Below are 14,470 nucleotides of genomic sequence, written 5' to 3'. Positions count from 1 at the left end.
CCGGCGGCCGGAAACCGCCGGCGGCTGATCAGGAGCGACTGTCGCGCTGCCGTGCCACGCCTGGAGAGGTATCGTCGGTAGCCACGCCACAGCGCAGGCTTCCCAGCCACCACCCAGCGCCTTGTAGATACCCACGACGGCAAGGCGCTGCTCGGTGCGCGCGATGCTCAATGCGCGCCGGCTGAGGTAGTCCGAGCGTTCCGCCTCGAGCACGTCCAGGTACTCGCCGTCCCCCTGGACGAAGCGTTCCCGGGCCAGGCGCGCCGCCTCGCGATTGGCCGTCGCCTCGAGCAGGCGCAGGCGGAGCCTGTCAGCGGCAGCGCCATAGCCGTTGAAGGCATCATCGGTCTCCTGCAGGGCGCGCAGCACCGTCCGGTCGTAGAGGATCAATGCCTCCTGCGCACGGGCCTCGCTGGCGGCGATCCGCGCCCGCACGCGACCGCGGTCGAGTAACGCCCAGCGAATCACCGGGTTCAGGACGTTGAAGGACGTACCACTCTCGTCCAAAGCATCGAGATTGCCGGCGACCAGGCCGATCGAGCCGCGTACCTCGACCTGCGGATACAGCCCCGCGGTCTCGACGCCGATACGTGCGGTCGCGGCCGCCAGGTTGCGTTCGGCCGCGGCGATGTCGGCGCGACGCGCCAGCAGTCCCGCCGGATCGCCGACCCCGAGGGTGCGGAGCGTCAGCCTTTCCCCGGAGGCACGGGCGACCGGCGGGCTGAAGGCCTGCGGGGCTTCCGCGAGGAGAACGGCCAGCGCATTGCGGGTGGCGGCGCGGCGCCGTTCGAGGTCGGGCACGGCCGCCTCGACGTTGTGCAATAACGCTTCGGCGCGCAACCGGTCGAACTCGTGGGCGGAGCCGGCGCTGACCAGGCGCTCGACCATCTCCAGGCTGTCGCGCTGGTTGCCGGCGATGTCATGGACCACCGCAAGTTCGGCCTCGATGCCCTGTAGCTGGAACCAGGTCATGGCAACCGTAGCCGCGACGCTCGCCTGCACGTTGCGCAGCAGGGCCTCGCGCGAACCCGCCTGCGCCTCGGCGGCCTCCACCGAGCGCCGCACCCGGCCGAACAGGTCGATTTCCCAGGAAGCATCCAGCGCGCCGCGATAGGTCTCGATGTCGCGCTGCTGGCCGGCCGGTGTTTCCACCTCGCCGCGCCGCCGGGCCTGGTAATCGAACGCCGGCCCGCCGCGCGGCAGGAACTCCTCGCGGTTCTCGCGTAGCAGCGCCTTCGCTTCGTCCAGGCGCGCGCCGGCAAGGGCGATGTCGAGGTTCGCCGCGAGCGCCCGCTGGATCAGAGACTCCAGGGCTGGCTCGTCGAACCCGCGCCACCACTCGATCTCCACGCCACTGCCATCGATAGCCGCCGGCATCGCGCCGAAGCTGGCCGGTGCGGACGCGCTCGGCGGCGCATAGTCGGGCCCCACCGCGGCACAGCCGCCCAGCAGGATCAGCGCGCTCAACGAAGACCGCAGGTATCGCTTCATGGACGGCCTCCCTCCAGATGCGCCAGGCTGCCGCCGGCGCGTCGCTCCAGGCGCGCCGCCAGTGCCCGTACCAGTACGTAGAACACTGGCGTGAGGAACAGGCCGAACAGCGTTACCCCGAGCATCCCGGCGAATACCGCGACGCCCATGGCCTGGCGCATTTCCGCTCCGGCGCCGCTGGCCATGACCAACGGCACCACGCCGGCGATGAACGCCAGCGAGGTCATCAGGATCGGCCGCAGGCGCAGGCGGCAAGCCTCGACCACCGCCTCCAGCGCACGGGCGCCCTCGGCCTCCAGCGTGCGGGCGAACTCGACGATCAGGATCGCGTTCTTCGCCGCCAGGCCGACCAGCACCACCAGCCCGATCTGGACGAACACGTTGTTGTCGCCGCCCACCAGCCACACCCCGGCGATCGCGCTGAGCAGGCACATCGGCACGATCAGCAGGACCGCCAGCGGCAACAGCCAGCTGTTGTACTGCGCGGCGAGGATCAGGTAGGCCAGCAGCACGCACAGCGGGAAGATGAACAGCGCGCTGTTACCGGCCAGCTTCTGCTGGTAGGTCAGGTCGGTCCATTCGAAGGTCATGCCCTCGGGCAGCACTTCGCCGGCCAGGCGCTCCATCAACGCCACCGCCTGTCCCGAACTGACGCCGGGAAGCGCGCCGCCGCTGATATCGGCCGACGGATAGCCGTTGTAGTGGATCACCCGGTCGGGACCGGAGCTGGGCGTCACGGTGACGAACGAGGACAGCGGCAACATCGCCCCGGCGGCATTGCGTACCTGCAGGCGCCCGATGGCTTCGGCCTGCATGCGGTGCGGCGCATCGGCCTGGGCAGTGACCTTGTAGGTGCGCCCGAAGCGGTTGAAGTCGTTGATGTACAGCGAGCCGAGGTAGACCTGCAATGCCTCGAACACATCGGCCAGGCGAACGCCCTGGCTCTTCACCTTGGTGCGGTCGACCACCACCTCGAGCTGCGGGGCATTGATATCGAAGCTGGTCATCAAGCCCCCGAGCTGGCCGGACTCAGTGGCCTTCATCATCAGCACCTGGGTCTGCCTGGCCAGGGCTTCCAGCCCGGCGCCGCCGCGATCCTCGACCTGCATCTTGAAGCCGCCGATGGTTCCCAGCCCCGGTACCGGCGGCGGTGGGAAGACCCCGAGGAAGCCGTCGGGAATGCTGGCGAACTTGGCTTGCAGGCGCCCGGCGATGGCCAGCGCGCCGAGATCGGCGGAGGTGCGCGATTCGAACGGGTCGAGCATGAAGAACATGACCGCGGCGTTCGGCACGTTGACGAAGCCGTTCACCGACAGGCCCGGGAAGGCCACGACGCTCTCCACCCCCGGCTCGTCGAGGCCGATCCGGGACATCTGCCTGACCACCGCATCGGTACGCTCCAGCGACGCTCCGTTCGGCAACTGGGCGATGCCGACCAGATAGTACTTGTCCTGCATTGGCACGAAGCCCGGTGGCACCGCCTGGAAACCGACCCAGGTCAGGCCAAGCAGGCCCCCATACACCACCAGAGCCAGGCCGCTCACCCGCACCACCTTGCGCACCGCGTTGCCGTAGGCCTCGGGGGCATTTCGCAACGGTCGGCCGAGGACCTGGAGCAGTCGCTGGAAGCGCCCCGCCACCGCACCTCCGGCCGGCCGCGGACGCAACAGCAGGCCCGCCAGGGCCGGGCTGAGGGTCAGCGAGTTGAGCGCCGACAGGATGGTGGAGATGGCGATGGTCAGGGCGAACTGACGATAGAACTCGCCCTGCAGGCCACTGAGAAAGGCCGTGGGGATGAACACTGCCGCCAGCACCGAGGTGATCGCCATGATCGGTCCGGTAACCTCGTCCATCGCACGCCGCGCGGCCTGGAGCGGCGGCTCGCCGTTCTCGATGTGGCGCTCGACGTTTTCCACCACCACGATGGCGTCATCGACGACGATGCCGATCGACAACACCAGGCCGAACAACGACAGGGTATTCAGCGAGAAACCCATCAGGTGCATGACGGCGAAGGTGCCGACCAGCGAGACCGGCACGGCCATCAGCGGAATCAGCGAAGCACGCCAGCTACGCAGGAACAGCACCACCACCACCACGACCAGCAGGATCGCCTCCAGCAGGGTGGTGGCCACGGTCTGCAACGAAGCGCGGACGAACACCGTCGGGTCGTAGGCGATGCGCGCGCTCAGGCCGGCCGGGAAGTTGCCTTCGAGCCTCGCCACGGTGGCACGCACCGCTTCGGCGGTATCCAGCGCGTTGGCTCCGGGGCTCTGGATGATCTGCAAGGCCACCGCCGGCTCGCCGTCCAGCAGGCTGCGCAGCGCATAGGCATCGCCGCCCATCTCGATCCGCGCGACGTCGCGCAGGCGCGTCACCTGGCCGTCGGCGCCGGTGCGGACGATGATGTCGCCGAACTGCTCTTCGTCGCTCAGCCGCCCGAGGGTATTCACCGTGACCTGGAAGGCCGCGGTGGAGTCCGGCGCCTGGCCGACGGCGCCGGCCGCCGCCTGGACGTTCTGTTCGCGTACCGCGGCGATCACTTCGCCCGCCGTCAGCCCGCGCGCGGCGATCAGGTCGGGGTCGAGCCACAGGCGCATGCTGTACTCGCCGGCGCCCCACACCACCACATCGCTGATCCCCGGCAGGCGCAGCAGTTCGTCACGCACCTGGAGGTAGGCGTAGTTCGAGATGTACAGCGGGTCGTAGCGTTGCTCCGGCGACAGCAGGTGCACCACCATGAGGATGTCCGGCGAGGTCTTCTGGGTGACCACGCCCTGCCGCTGCACCTCGTCGGGCAGGCGCGAGAGCACCCGCGAGACCCGGTTCTGCACCTGGATCTGGGCCATGTCGGAATCGATGTGCTGGTCGAAGGTGATGGTCAGGATCATTCGCCCGTCGGTGGCCGACTGCGAGGACATGTACAGCATCCCCTCGACCCCGGTGATCGCCTGCTCCAGCGGCGTCGCCACCGTCTGCGCGATCACGTCGGGGTTGGCGCCGGGATAGGCGGTGGTCACCTGCACGGTCGGCGGCGTCACCGCCGGGTATTCGCTCAGCGGCAACTGGAAGAACGAAACGATGCCTCCGATCATCATCAGCACCGAAAGAACGATGGCGAAGATCGGCCTATCGATGAAGAAGCGTGGGAATGTCATTGTGCGGCCCCCACGGTCTTCGACAGGTCGACGGGCGTGCCATCGATTTCCGCAAGGCGCGGTGTGATCTGCATGTCCGGCCGGACCAGGCCCTTGACGACGATGCGCTCGCCCGGCTGCAGGCCCTGGCGGACGACCCGCAGGCCGTCGACCATCGGGCCGAGTTCCACCGGCCGGTACTGGGTCTTGTTGCCTTCGTCGACGACCAGCACATAGCGCCTGCCCTGGTCGGTGCCGATGGAATGGTCGGCGACCAGCACCTGCGCGCGAGGCTTGCCGGTCTCCAGCCTGACCTTGGCGAACAGCCCCGGCGTCAGTTGCCCGTCCGGGTTGTCCACCACCGCCCGAACCCGGACCGTGCCGGTCCCGCGGTCGGCGGTGTTGGCGAGGAAATCGAGGCGACTGCTTCGTCCATAGGACTCGTCGGTGAGCAGCGCCACCTTGACCCTGGGGGCCTGCTCGCCTTCCCTGCCGCGGGTCGGCGCCAGGGCCTGCAGGTAGGTGCGCTCGTCGACATCGAAGTACACGTACAGCGGATCGACCGAAACGATGCTGGTCAGCGCGGTGACGCCATTGGTGACGTAGTTGCCCTCGGTGACCTGGATATGCCCGACACGCCCGCCGATCGGTGCCGTCACCCGCGTGAAGCCGAGATCCAGTTGCGCCGCGTCGAGGGCGGCCCTGGCCGCATCGACCTGGGCCTTGCTGGCATTGCGCGAGGCGATGGCGCTGTCGAGCCGCTCCCGGGCGACGACCTTCCGCGCATACAGCAGCTCGGCTCGCTCGTGTTCGGTGCGCGCCAGCAACGCCGCGGCCTCGGCCTCGCGCAGGCGTGCCCTGGCGGCATCCTGCGCCGCCTTGAACACGCGCGGGTCGATGAGGAACAGTTGCTGGCCCTTCTCTACCAGGCGGCCTTCCGGCACCGTAACGTCCTGGATGTAGCCGGCGACGCGCGGCCGCAGTTCTACCTGCTCGACAGCGGTCAGCGAGCCGGTGAACTCGGCGTAGGGTGTCACCGGGCGAACCACCACCTCGGCTACGGGAACGCTTGGCGGGGCGCTCGCCGCTCCCGGCGGCGCCGATTCCCCGCAGCCAGCGATAAGGGCCGCGACACCTAGCGTCGCGGTGATGCGGATGAAGTGTCTGAGATTCATTGTTGTGCCTTCCTGGTCTGAGCCTGCGTGGCCTGGCTGGACGAAACCGCTTCCGTGGCCGGTTATCGACCTTGACACCTTGGCAAGGTCAACCCCCCTTTTTTCCGACCTCATGGCGAAGGCGCAGCGAGCTTTCGGCCGGTCACCGGGGGCGGGACGCCTGGCACGCTCGGAGACGCAGCGGGCAGCTCGGGAGGGTGGCGGAGGCAGGCCGACCGGCTATCGACGGCCGGCCCAGGGAAGAGGCGAAACGCCCCGTAGGAAGGGAAGTCCGGCAAAGGGCCGGTCGCCGGGACGGGGACGATCCCGATCTCGCAGCCGGTTGCCGGCCACATGGTAAAATCCGCCTTTGACCGTGAAGCTCGAGGCAATGAAAATGCGCATTCTCCATACCATGATCCGGGTCGGAAACATCGATCGCTCGATCGATTTCTATACCCGGGTGCTAGGCATGACCCTGCTCAGGAAGAACGACTATCCCGACGGCCAGTTCACCCTCGCCTTCGTCGGCTATGGCAACGAGGCGGATTCCGCGGTGATCGAGCTTACCCACAACTGGGGCGTGGATGCCTACGAGATCGGCACCGGCTACGGCCATATCGCCATCGAGGTCGACGACGCCTACCAGGCCTGCGACGACATCCGCAACAACGGCGGCCAGGTCACCCGCGAAGCCGGGCCGATGAAGCACGGTACCACCGTGATCGCCTTCGTGACCGACCCGGACGGCTACAAGATCGAACTGATCCAGAAGTCTTCCTGAACGGCCCCGGCTATCGCTTTCAGCAATCCGTAACGAAGAACCCCGGCTCATGGCCGGGGTTCTTCGTTCCATCGCAGGCGGCGCGCATCGATCAGGACAGCGTGCGGCCCTTGTTCGCGGCGATGCGCATGCGCAGCGCGTTGAGCTTGATGAAGCCCGCGGCATCGGCCTGGTTGTAGGCGCCGCCGTCTTCCTCGAAGGTCGCGATGTTGGCGTCGAACAGCGAGTCTTCGGACTTGCGGCCCACCACCACGACGTTGCCCTTGTACAGCTTCAGGCGCACTACGCCGTTCACGTTGACCTGCGAGGCGTCGATCATCTGCTGCAGCATCAGGCGCTCCGGGCTCCACCAGTAGCCGGTGTAGATCAGGCTGGCGTACTTGGGCATCAGCTCGTCTTTCAGGTGGGCCACTTCGCGGTCCAGGGTGATCGACTCGATGGCGCGGTGGGCCTTGAGCATGATGGTGCCGCCGGGGGTCTCGTAGCAGCCACGGGACTTCATGCCGACATAGCGGTTCTCGACGATGTCGAGGCGGCCGATGCCGTTGATCCCGCCGACGCGGTTCAGCTCGGTGAGCACCTCGGCCGGGGTCATGTCCTTGCCGTCGATGGCGACGATGTCGCCCTTGCGGTAGGTCAGCTCGATGTAGGTCGGGGTGTCCGGCGCGTTTTCCGGGGAAGCGGTCCACTTCCACATGTCTTCTTCGTGCTCGGTCCAGGTATCTTCCAGCACGCCGCCTTCGTAGGAGATATGCAGGAGGTTGGCGTCCATCGAGTACGGCGACTTCTTCTTGCCGTGGCGCTCGATCGGGATGCCGTGCTTCTCGGCATAGTCCATCAGCTTCTCGCGGGACAGCAGGTCCCACTCGCGCCAGGGCGCGATCACCTTGACGCCGGGCTTCAGCGCGTAGGCGCCCAGCTCGAAGCGGACCTGGTCGTTGCCCTTGCCGGTGGCGCCGTGGGAGATGGCGTCGGCGCCGGTCTCGTTGGCGATCTCGATCAGGCGCTTGGCGATCAGCGGACGAGCGATGGAAGTGCCCAGCAGGTACTCGCCTTCGTAGACGGTGTTGGCGCGGAACATCGGGTAGACGAAGTCGCGGACGAATTCTTCGCGCAGGTCGTCGATGTAGATTTCCTTGACGCCCATCGCGCGGGCCTTGGCGCGAGCCGGTTCGACTTCCTCGCCCTGGCCGAGGTCGGCGGTGAAGGTCACCACTTCGCAGTTATAGGTATCTTGCAACCACTTCAGAATTACCGAGGTATCCAGGCCGCCGGAATACGCCAGGACTACCTTCTTCACATCCGCCATGCCATCACTCCACGGGGGTCGTCACGAAAAGCGACAATTCTACGCAGGGCATTCGGGAAATTACAGAGGGGCGACAGCTTTAGACGCAAAAGCGACAGATTCTATCGTTTGCGCGACTCAAACCGTGGGTTTTCCCTGAAGCGAGGCGGCCGGAGGCTTCGGTGCGGCAGGTTCTGCCGCGGGCGGCGCCGGCTTGTCCTCGGCCTTCGGCGCTTCCGTCGCCGGCTCGACCACCGCCTCGCGCGACAGGTGCACGGTGACCCGGCGGTTGCGCGCACGGTTGGCGGCGCTGTTGTTGGCCACCAGCGGGTAGCGCTCGCCGTAGAAGCGCACGTTGATCTGGCTTTCCGGCACCCCGTTGCTCTTCAGGTACTCCTGCACCGCCAGCGCGCGGCGGCGCGACAGGTCGCGGTTGGTCAGGCGGTTGCCGCTGTTGTCGGAGTGCCCGTCGAGTTCGATCCGGTTGATGCTCGGATCGGCCTTGAGCAGTTGCAGGATGATGTCCAGCTTGGCTCGCGCCACGTCGTTCAGCGCCGTGCCGCCGTCGGGGAAGCCGACCTGGGCCAGCTTGACCTGGTCGAAGTTCACCGGCAGCAGCTTGGCGATGCAGGCCTGGTACTGGCTGTAGACGCTGGCGAAGCGCGCCGGCAGCAGGCGCACCTCCAGGCGATCGCCCTGCCAGGTGCGATGGCGGACCAGCGGGCTGCGCCCCTCGAGCAGGCCGGTGAGCAACCGACCGGCCTGTTGCTGGTTGCTGTTGAACGGCACCTCGCCGCTACCGATGCTGACCTGGCCAAGGTTGATGTCGCCCTGTCCCGGTCGCCAGGGCGGCGCGGCAGCCAGCAAGGTCGCCGACCCGCGCCCCAGCCACTGGGCCTCGGGCTTCAGGCGGAAGGTCGCCTGCTCGCCGGCACGCCGGACGAACTCGCCGACCCCGAAATTCGCCACCGGCTGCGACAGGCGGCATTCGAACTGGTCGCCTTCGACCTTCCACTCGACGCTCTCCAGCCGCGTCTGGAAGGTCACCGCCAGCGCCGGCAGGCTGCTGAGCAGGAAAGGCAATAGAAGAAGGCGCGGCTGCACGACGGCGGGCTCCGGGAAAGCGTCCAAATACGAAGGATGTATCGGACGGCCCGGACAAAACTTGATAGCGAGTGCCCCGCCCCCCCTTTTCCGGTAGCATTTCCCCCCACGAAATCCCGTCCTGGAAGCCCCATGTCCGACCGTCTCACCCTCCTGCGCCCCGACGACTGGCACATTCACCTGCGTGACGGTGCCGCGCTGGCCAATACCGTCGGCGACGCCGCCCGCACCTTCGGCCGCGCCATCGTCATGCCGAACCTGGTGCCGCCGGTGCGCAACGCCGCCGAAGCCGACGCCTACCGGCAGCGCATCCTCGCCGCCCGCCCCGCCGCCAGCCGCTTCGAGCCGCTGATGGTGCTGTACCTCACCGACCGCACCAGCGCCGAGGAAATCCGTACCGCCAAGGCCAGCGGCTTCGTGCATGCCGCCAAGCTCTATCCGGCAGGCGCCACCACCAACTCGGACTCTGGCGTGACCCGCATCGACAATATCTTCGAAGCGCTCGAGGCGATGGCCGAGGTCGGCATGCCGCTGCTGGTGCATGGCGAGGTGACCCGCGCCGAGGTCGACGTATTCGATCGTGAGAAGCAGTTCATCGACGAGCACCTGCGCCGGGTGGTCGAGCGCTTCCCGACCCTGAAGGTGGTCTTCGAGCACATCACCACCGGCGACGCCGCCCAGTTCGTCCGGGAAGCCCCGGCCAACGTCGGCGCGACCATTACCGCCCATCACCTGCTGTACAACCGCAACCACATGCTGGTCGGCGGTATCCGTCCGCACTTCTATTGCCTGCCGATCCTCAAGCGCAACACCCACCAGGAAGCCCTGCTGGACGCCGCGGTGAGCGGCAATCCGAAATTCTTCCTCGGCACCGACTCGGCGCCGCACGCCCGCCACGCCAAGGAAGCCGCCTGCGGTTGCGCCGGCTGCTACAGCGCCTACGCCGCCATCGAGCTGTATGCCGAGGCCTTCGAACAGCGCAATGCGCTGGACAAGCTGGAAGGCTTCGCCAGCCTGCACGGCCCGGACTTCTATGGCCTGCCGCGCAACACCGACCGGATCACCCTGGTCCGCGAGGAATGGCAGGCGCCCGCCAGCCTCCCCTTCGGCGACTTCGACGTGGTGCCGCTGCGCGCCGGCGAGACACTCCGCTGGAAACTGCTGGAGGCCGGGGCATGAGCGAAGACAACTTCGACGACGAATTCGACGGCAGCCTCCCCAGCGGCCCGCGCCATCCGATGGCGCGCCGCTTCCGCGGCTACCTGCCGGTAGTGGTGGACGTCGAGACCGGCGGCTTCAACTCGGCCACCGACGCGCTGCTGGAAATCGCCGCGACCACTGTCGGCATGGACGAGAAAGGCTTCCTGTTCCCGGAACACACCTACTTCTTCCGCATCGAGCCCTTCGAAGGCGCCAACATCGAGCCGGCCGCGCTGGAATTCACCGGCATCAAGCTTGACCACCCGCTGCGCATGGCGGTGCAGGAGGAAGCGGCACTCACCGAGATCTTCCGCGGCATCCGCAAGGCGCTGAAGGCCAATGGCTGCAAGCGGGCGATCCTGGTCGGCCACAACAGCAGCTTCGACCTCGGTTTCCTCAATGCCGCCGTGGCGCGTACCGGGATCAAGCGCAATCCGTTCCATCCCTTCTCCAGCTTCGACACCGCCACCCTGGCTGGCCTCGCCTACGGCCAGACGGTCCTGGCCAAGGCCTGCCAGGCCGCCGGCATGGAGTTCGACAACCGCGAGGCGCACTCGGCACGCTACGACACCGAGAAGACCGCCGAGCTGTTCTGCGGCATCGTCAACCGCTGGAAGGAAATGGGCGGCTGGATGGATGACGACGACTGAGCCTCGGCCCACTTAGGCGGATAACGCCAGGACGTTATCCGTCCTACGCGACCGGTCAGGCAATCTCCCCCTCTTCGGAGCGAGGCGCGTGACCTGGGATGGGGCTGCCGGCCCTCGCGAGCCCATGAAAAAGCCCCGCCGAAGCGGGGCTTTTTCCAACGCGCGAAGCAGGCTCTTCTTACAGCTTGCTGGCGTTCTCGGCTAGGTACTTGGCCACGCCTTCGGGCGATGCGGTCATGCCCTTGTCGCCCTTCTTCCAGTTGGCCGGGCAGACTTCGCCGTGCTCCTCATGGAACTGCAGGGCATCGACCAGACGCAGCAGCTCGTCCATGTTGCGGCCCAGCGGCAGGTCGTTGACGATCTGCGAGCGCACAACGCCTTCCTTGTCGATCAGGAACGCGCCACGGAAGGCCACGCCGCCGTCGGACTCGACGTCATAGGCCTTGGCGATCTCGTGCTTGGTGTCGGCCGCCAGGGTGTACTTGACGGCGCCGATGCCGCCCTTGTCCACCGGGGTGTTGCGCCAGGCGTTGTGGGTGAAGTGGGAGTCGATGGAAACGCCGATCACCTCGACGTTGCGCGCCTGGAATTCCGGGATGCGGTGGTCCAGGGCGATCAGCTCGGACGGGCAGACGAAGGTGAAGTCCAGCGGATAGAAGAACACCAGGCCGTACTTGCCCTTGATGGCCTCGGACAGGGTGAAGCTCTCGACGATCTCGCCATTGCCCAGTACCGCGGCAACGTTGAAGTCAGGCGCTTTCTTACCTACGAGTACGCTCATTCCATGTCTCCTTTAAGCGGAAGGTTGAAGGACGGCACCGCAGCCTGCCGGCTCCTCGTGAAGCCTCGATGGCAGGGGCGCCGTTCCCCGGGAAACAACCATCATACACCCCGCCCCAGCCGGCGCTAAGTCTTTGTCCGACAAAGCCATTTGTCGGGGGGCGAAAAAAACCCGACTAAAACGCTCCAGGGAACTTTGACAATCATTCTCATTATTATTAGTATCTTTTCCAACTCAACTTCCCAGTAGCCAGATCGCCATGTACGTCTGCCTCTGCCAAGGTGTTACCGACAACCAGATCCGCGATGCCATCTACGAAGGCTGCTGCAGCTATCGTGAGGTTCGCGAAGCCACCGGCGTCGGTACCCAGTGCGGCAAGTGCGCATGCCTGGCCAAGCAGGTGGTACGCGAAACCCTCAACGACCTGCAGAGTGCCCAGCCGGTACCGGCGTTCGGGACTACGGCGTTCGTCGCTGCCTGAAAAATATTTTTTATCCCTCTTTCAGAAGAACCGGGCCTGGCGCCCGGTTTTTTTATGCCTTCAATTCAATGACTTAGCGGCAGAACGCGGAAAGAAAACATTCGTATTCATATTCTTTTTCCCTTATATTTCAATAACTTAGGTTTGACACCCTGCTTCGTCGCGGCCAAACTTGGCGAATCACACCCACTACGACGGCAGGATTCGGCATGAAAGGCGACAAGAAAGTCATCCAGCACCTCAACAAGATCCTCGGCAACGAGCTGATCGCGATCAACCAGTACTTCCTCCACTCGCGCATGTGGAACGACTGGGGCCTGAAGCGCCTCGGCGCCCATGAGTACCACGAGTCGATCGACGAGATGAAGCATGCCGACAAGCTCATCGAGCGCATCCTGTTCCTCGAAGGCCTGCCCAACCTGCAGGACCTCGGCAAGCTGCTGATCGGCGAGAACACCCAGGAAATGCTGCAGTGCGACCTGAACCTGGAGCTGAAGGCGACCAAGGACCTGCGCGAAGCCATCGTGCATTGCGAGCAGGTGCACGACTACGTCAGCCGCGACCTGCTGAAGGACATCCTGGAGTCGGAAGAAGAGCACATCGACTACTTGGAAACCCAGCTGGGCCTGATCCAGAAAGTCGGCCTGGAGAACTACCTGCAGTCGCACATGCACGAAGACGACTGATCGGGAACCACGACGAAGCGCCGGCGGCCTGCCCCGCCGGCGCTTTTTTCTTGCCGCCAGAAAGCCTCAGGCGCTGCGCGGCCTGCGCCGGACCAGATCGGCGCGCAGGGCCAGCAACAGGCAAAGACCGACCAGTACCAGCAATGCCCAGCGCAGGCCGATCTCGTGGGCCAGCAGGCCGATCAGCGGCGGTCCCATCAGCAGTCCGCCATACCCCACGGTAGAGACGGCGGCGACCCCGATCACCGGATCGATGCCCGGCTGGTTGCCAGCAGCGCTGATCACGATCGGCACCATCACCGACAGTCCCAGGCCAACCACCCCGAAACCGGCGATGCTCAGCGCCGGCCAGGGGCTGAACAGCGCCACCAGCATGCCCAGCGTGGCCAGCGAACCCAGGCCGCGCAGCAACGGCGCATCGTCGATGCGTCCGCGCAGGCGGTCGCCGAACAGCCGCCCCACCACCATCGCCGCGGAAAACGCCGCGAAGCCCAGCGCCGCCACCCGCTCGGAAGCATCCAGAACGCTGTGCAGGAACAGCGCGCTCCAGTCAGCCACGCCGCCCTCGGAAACGAACGCGCAGAGAATCAGCAGGCCCAGGCCGAGCAAGGCCCGCGGCGGCAAGGTGAAGCCGCCGCCCTTGCGCGCGCCCGCCTTGCTCGGGTCCGGCGGAAGCAACGCGCGTACGAAGAATGGCAGGCTCAGCAGGCCGAGTGCGGTGAGAATGAGGAAGTGCCAGAACGGCGTCAGTCCGGCCAGGGCCGCGGCGCTCAACGCACCGACCAGGCAACCGAGGCTGTACATGCCATGCAGCATGGACATGCAGGGCTTGCCGAGCAGGCGCTCGACATCCACCGCCTGGATGTTCATCGCCACGTCCATCCCGGCGAAGCTCACGCCCAGCACGTAGAAGGCCAACGCCAGTTGCCACCAGCCCTGGCTCAGGCCGAGCAGCGGAAACACCAGCAGCATGATCAGGCAACCGCCGATCACTACGCTGCGGCTGCCGATGCGCTGGACCAGGAAACCGCTCAACGGGAACGCCGTGAGCGCGCCGACCCCGACGCCGAGCAGGGCCTGGCCGAGCGCGCGCTCGTCCAGCTGGGTCTGCTCCTTGAGCGCCGGGATGCGTCCCATCAGGTTGCCGATGACCAGCCCGGCCATGGCGAAGAAATAGATGCAAGCCAGGCGACCCTGGCGAGGATTGACTTCCGACATGGAGGCTCCCGGTTTCCTTGCTGGTTTCTCCGGACAAAAAAGAAACCCCGCACAAGGCGGGGCTCTTCGTCGGATGCGCGGATCAGGCGTTGGCTTTGGCCGCCGCGTCCTTGACCAGGGTCTGCAGTTCGCCCTTCTCGAACATCTCGGCGAGGATGTCGCTGCCGCCGACCAGTTCGCCATTGACCCACAGCTGCGGGAAGGTCGGCCAGTTCGCGTACTTCGGCAGGTTGGCGCGGATTTCCGGGTTCTGCAGGATGTCGACGTAGGCGAACTTCTCGCCACAGGCCATCAGCACCTGGGCCGCGCGCGAGGAGAAACCGCACTGCGGGGCGTTCGGCGAACCCTTCATGTACAGCAGGATGGGGTTGTTGGCGATCTGCTCTTTAATGGTTTCGATGATGTCCATGGCTTACCTCAACAGGAACGTTTCGACACGGTAACTCGGCAAATAATGACCGGTATTGTATCGGAAAGCCTAGCGCGACGCTCGGCT

12 protein-coding genes and 1 pseudogene are annotated in these 14,470 nt (G+C 66.1%); 5 read left to right on the top strand and 8 right to left on the bottom strand.

What is annotated here, in order from left to right:
• Window positions 1-28 precede the first annotated feature (28 nt).
• The 3 genes and pseudogenes from opmE to mexP all read right to left on the bottom strand — a co-directional run bounded on the left by opmE (window position 29) and on the right by mexP (window position 5,803).
• Window positions 29-1,491, bottom strand: a pseudogene (opmE, locus tag ACI766_RS07310) (multidrug efflux transporter outer membrane subunit OpmE).
• Window positions 1,488-4,649 (bottom strand): multidrug efflux RND transporter permease subunit MexQ, encoded by a 3,162-nt coding sequence (mexQ, locus tag ACI766_RS07305; protein WP_087823856.1) that lies wholly within the window; start codon window positions 4,647-4,649, stop codon window positions 1,488-1,490. The pseudogene opmE and the gene mexQ overlap by 4 nt, the downstream one beginning before the upstream one ends.
• The gene (gene mexP, locus ACI766_RS07300; protein ID WP_023119440.1) at window positions 4,646-5,803 is read right to left on the bottom strand and encodes a multidrug efflux RND transporter periplasmic adaptor subunit MexP; all 1,158 of its coding nucleotides are present in this window, start codon (window positions 5,801-5,803) and stop codon (window positions 4,646-4,648) included. Before mexP ends, mexQ begins: the two co-directional genes overlap by 4 nt.
• Before the next feature lie 376 nt (window positions 5,804-6,179).
• On the opposite strand from mexP, the gene gloA reads away from it, so the two are divergent.
• Window positions 6,180-6,566, top strand: a complete 387-nt coding sequence (gloA, locus tag ACI766_RS07295) for a lactoylglutathione lyase (protein ID WP_003110007.1) — start codon at window positions 6,180-6,182, stop codon at window positions 6,564-6,566.
• Window positions 6,567-6,657: 91 nt separating this feature from the next.
• On the opposite strand, the gene ACI766_RS07290 is transcribed toward gloA, so the two are convergent.
• A complete protein-coding gene (locus ACI766_RS07290; protein ID WP_023119441.1) occupies window positions 6,658-7,875 on the bottom strand; it encodes an argininosuccinate synthase in 1,218 nt (405 codons plus the stop codon).
• A 117-nt stretch (window positions 7,876-7,992) separates the two neighbouring features.
• Window positions 7,993-8,958, bottom strand: coding sequence for a flagellar protein MotY (gene motY, locus ACI766_RS07285; protein WP_003092066.1), 966 nt, complete (start codon window positions 8,956-8,958; stop codon window positions 7,993-7,995).
• 132 nt (window positions 8,959-9,090) lie between these two features.
• Between motY and pyrC the strand changes: the two genes are divergently transcribed.
• Together pyrC and rnt are read left to right on the top strand one after the other, a co-directional pair.
• Window positions 9,091-10,137: a dihydroorotase gene (gene pyrC / locus ACI766_RS07280; protein WP_003092068.1), complete on the top strand. Its 1,047-nt coding sequence runs from the start codon at window positions 9,091-9,093 to the stop codon at window positions 10,135-10,137.
• Complete coding sequence (gene rnt / locus ACI766_RS07275) at window positions 10,134-10,808, top strand: ribonuclease T (protein WP_003092070.1); 675 nt, start codon at window positions 10,134-10,136, stop codon at window positions 10,806-10,808. Before pyrC ends, rnt begins: the two co-directional genes overlap by 4 nt.
• Before the next feature lie 178 nt (window positions 10,809-10,986).
• Here the strand turns inward: rnt and ACI766_RS07270 are convergent, their stop codons facing one another.
• Window positions 10,987-11,589, bottom strand: a complete 603-nt coding sequence (locus tag ACI766_RS07270; RefSeq protein ID WP_003092073.1) for a peroxiredoxin — start codon at window positions 11,587-11,589, stop codon at window positions 10,987-10,989.
• Window positions 11,590-11,848: 259 nt separating this feature from the next.
• Here ACI766_RS07270 and ACI766_RS07265 point away from each other — a divergent pair, with 259 nt between their 5' ends.
• The gene (locus tag ACI766_RS07265) at window positions 11,849-12,070 is read left to right on the top strand and encodes a bacterioferritin-associated ferredoxin (protein WP_003092075.1); all 222 of its coding nucleotides are present in this window, start codon (window positions 11,849-11,851) and stop codon (window positions 12,068-12,070) included.
• Window positions 12,071-12,279: 209 nt separating this feature from the next.
• Complete coding sequence (gene bfrB, locus ACI766_RS07260; protein ID WP_003092078.1) at window positions 12,280-12,756, top strand: bacterioferritin BfrB; 477 nt, start codon at window positions 12,280-12,282, stop codon at window positions 12,754-12,756.
• Window positions 12,757-12,822: 66 nt separating this feature from the next.
• Here the strand turns inward: bfrB and ACI766_RS07255 are convergent, their stop codons facing one another.
• Window positions 12,823-13,974 (bottom strand): MFS transporter, encoded by a 1,152-nt coding sequence (locus ACI766_RS07255; protein WP_003104266.1) that lies wholly within the window; start codon window positions 13,972-13,974, stop codon window positions 12,823-12,825.
• A gap of 82 nt (window positions 13,975-14,056) precedes the next feature.
• Window positions 14,057-14,383, bottom strand: coding sequence for a Grx4 family monothiol glutaredoxin (gene grxD / locus ACI766_RS07250; RefSeq protein ID WP_003092082.1), 327 nt, complete (start codon window positions 14,381-14,383; stop codon window positions 14,057-14,059).
• Window positions 14,384-14,470 lie beyond the last annotated feature (87 nt).

Origin of the sequence: Pseudomonas sp. DL, from assembly GCF_047199225.1 — a bacterium.
In the GTDB taxonomy this organism is placed as follows: domain Bacteria; phylum Pseudomonadota; class Gammaproteobacteria; order Pseudomonadales; family Pseudomonadaceae; genus Pseudomonas; species Pseudomonas aeruginosa.
This window is presented reverse-complemented; position numbering and strand designations above follow the sequence as displayed.

Coding starts and splice junctions, on each gene's coding strand:
- rnt (WP_003092070.1), top strand. CDS start 10,134: ATGAGCGAAGACAACTTCGACGACGAATTCGACGGCAGCCTCCCCAGC.
- ACI766_RS07290 (WP_023119441.1), bottom strand. CDS start 7,875: ATGGCGGATGTGAAGAAGGTAGTCCTGGCGTATTCCGGCGGCCTGGAT.
- bfrB (WP_003092078.1), top strand. CDS start 12,280: ATGAAAGGCGACAAGAAAGTCATCCAGCACCTCAACAAGATCCTCGGC.
- pyrC (WP_003092068.1), top strand. CDS start 9,091: ATGTCCGACCGTCTCACCCTCCTGCGCCCCGACGACTGGCACATTCAC.
- ACI766_RS07255 (WP_003104266.1), bottom strand. CDS start 13,974: ATGTCGGAAGTCAATCCTCGCCAGGGTCGCCTGGCTTGCATCTATTTC.
- gloA (WP_003110007.1), top strand. CDS start 6,180: ATGCGCATTCTCCATACCATGATCCGGGTCGGAAACATCGATCGCTCG.
- ACI766_RS07270 (WP_003092073.1), bottom strand. CDS start 11,589: ATGAGCGTACTCGTAGGTAAGAAAGCGCCTGACTTCAACGTTGCCGCG.
- grxD (WP_003092082.1), bottom strand. CDS start 14,383: ATGGACATCATCGAAACCATTAAAGAGCAGATCGCCAACAACCCCATC.
- ACI766_RS07265 (WP_003092075.1), top strand. CDS start 11,849: ATGTACGTCTGCCTCTGCCAAGGTGTTACCGACAACCAGATCCGCGAT.
- mexQ (WP_087823856.1), bottom strand. CDS start 4,649: ATGACATTCCCACGCTTCTTCATCGATAGGCCGATCTTCGCCATCGTT.
- mexP (WP_023119440.1), bottom strand. CDS start 5,803: ATGAATCTCAGACACTTCATCCGCATCACCGCGACGCTAGGTGTCGCG.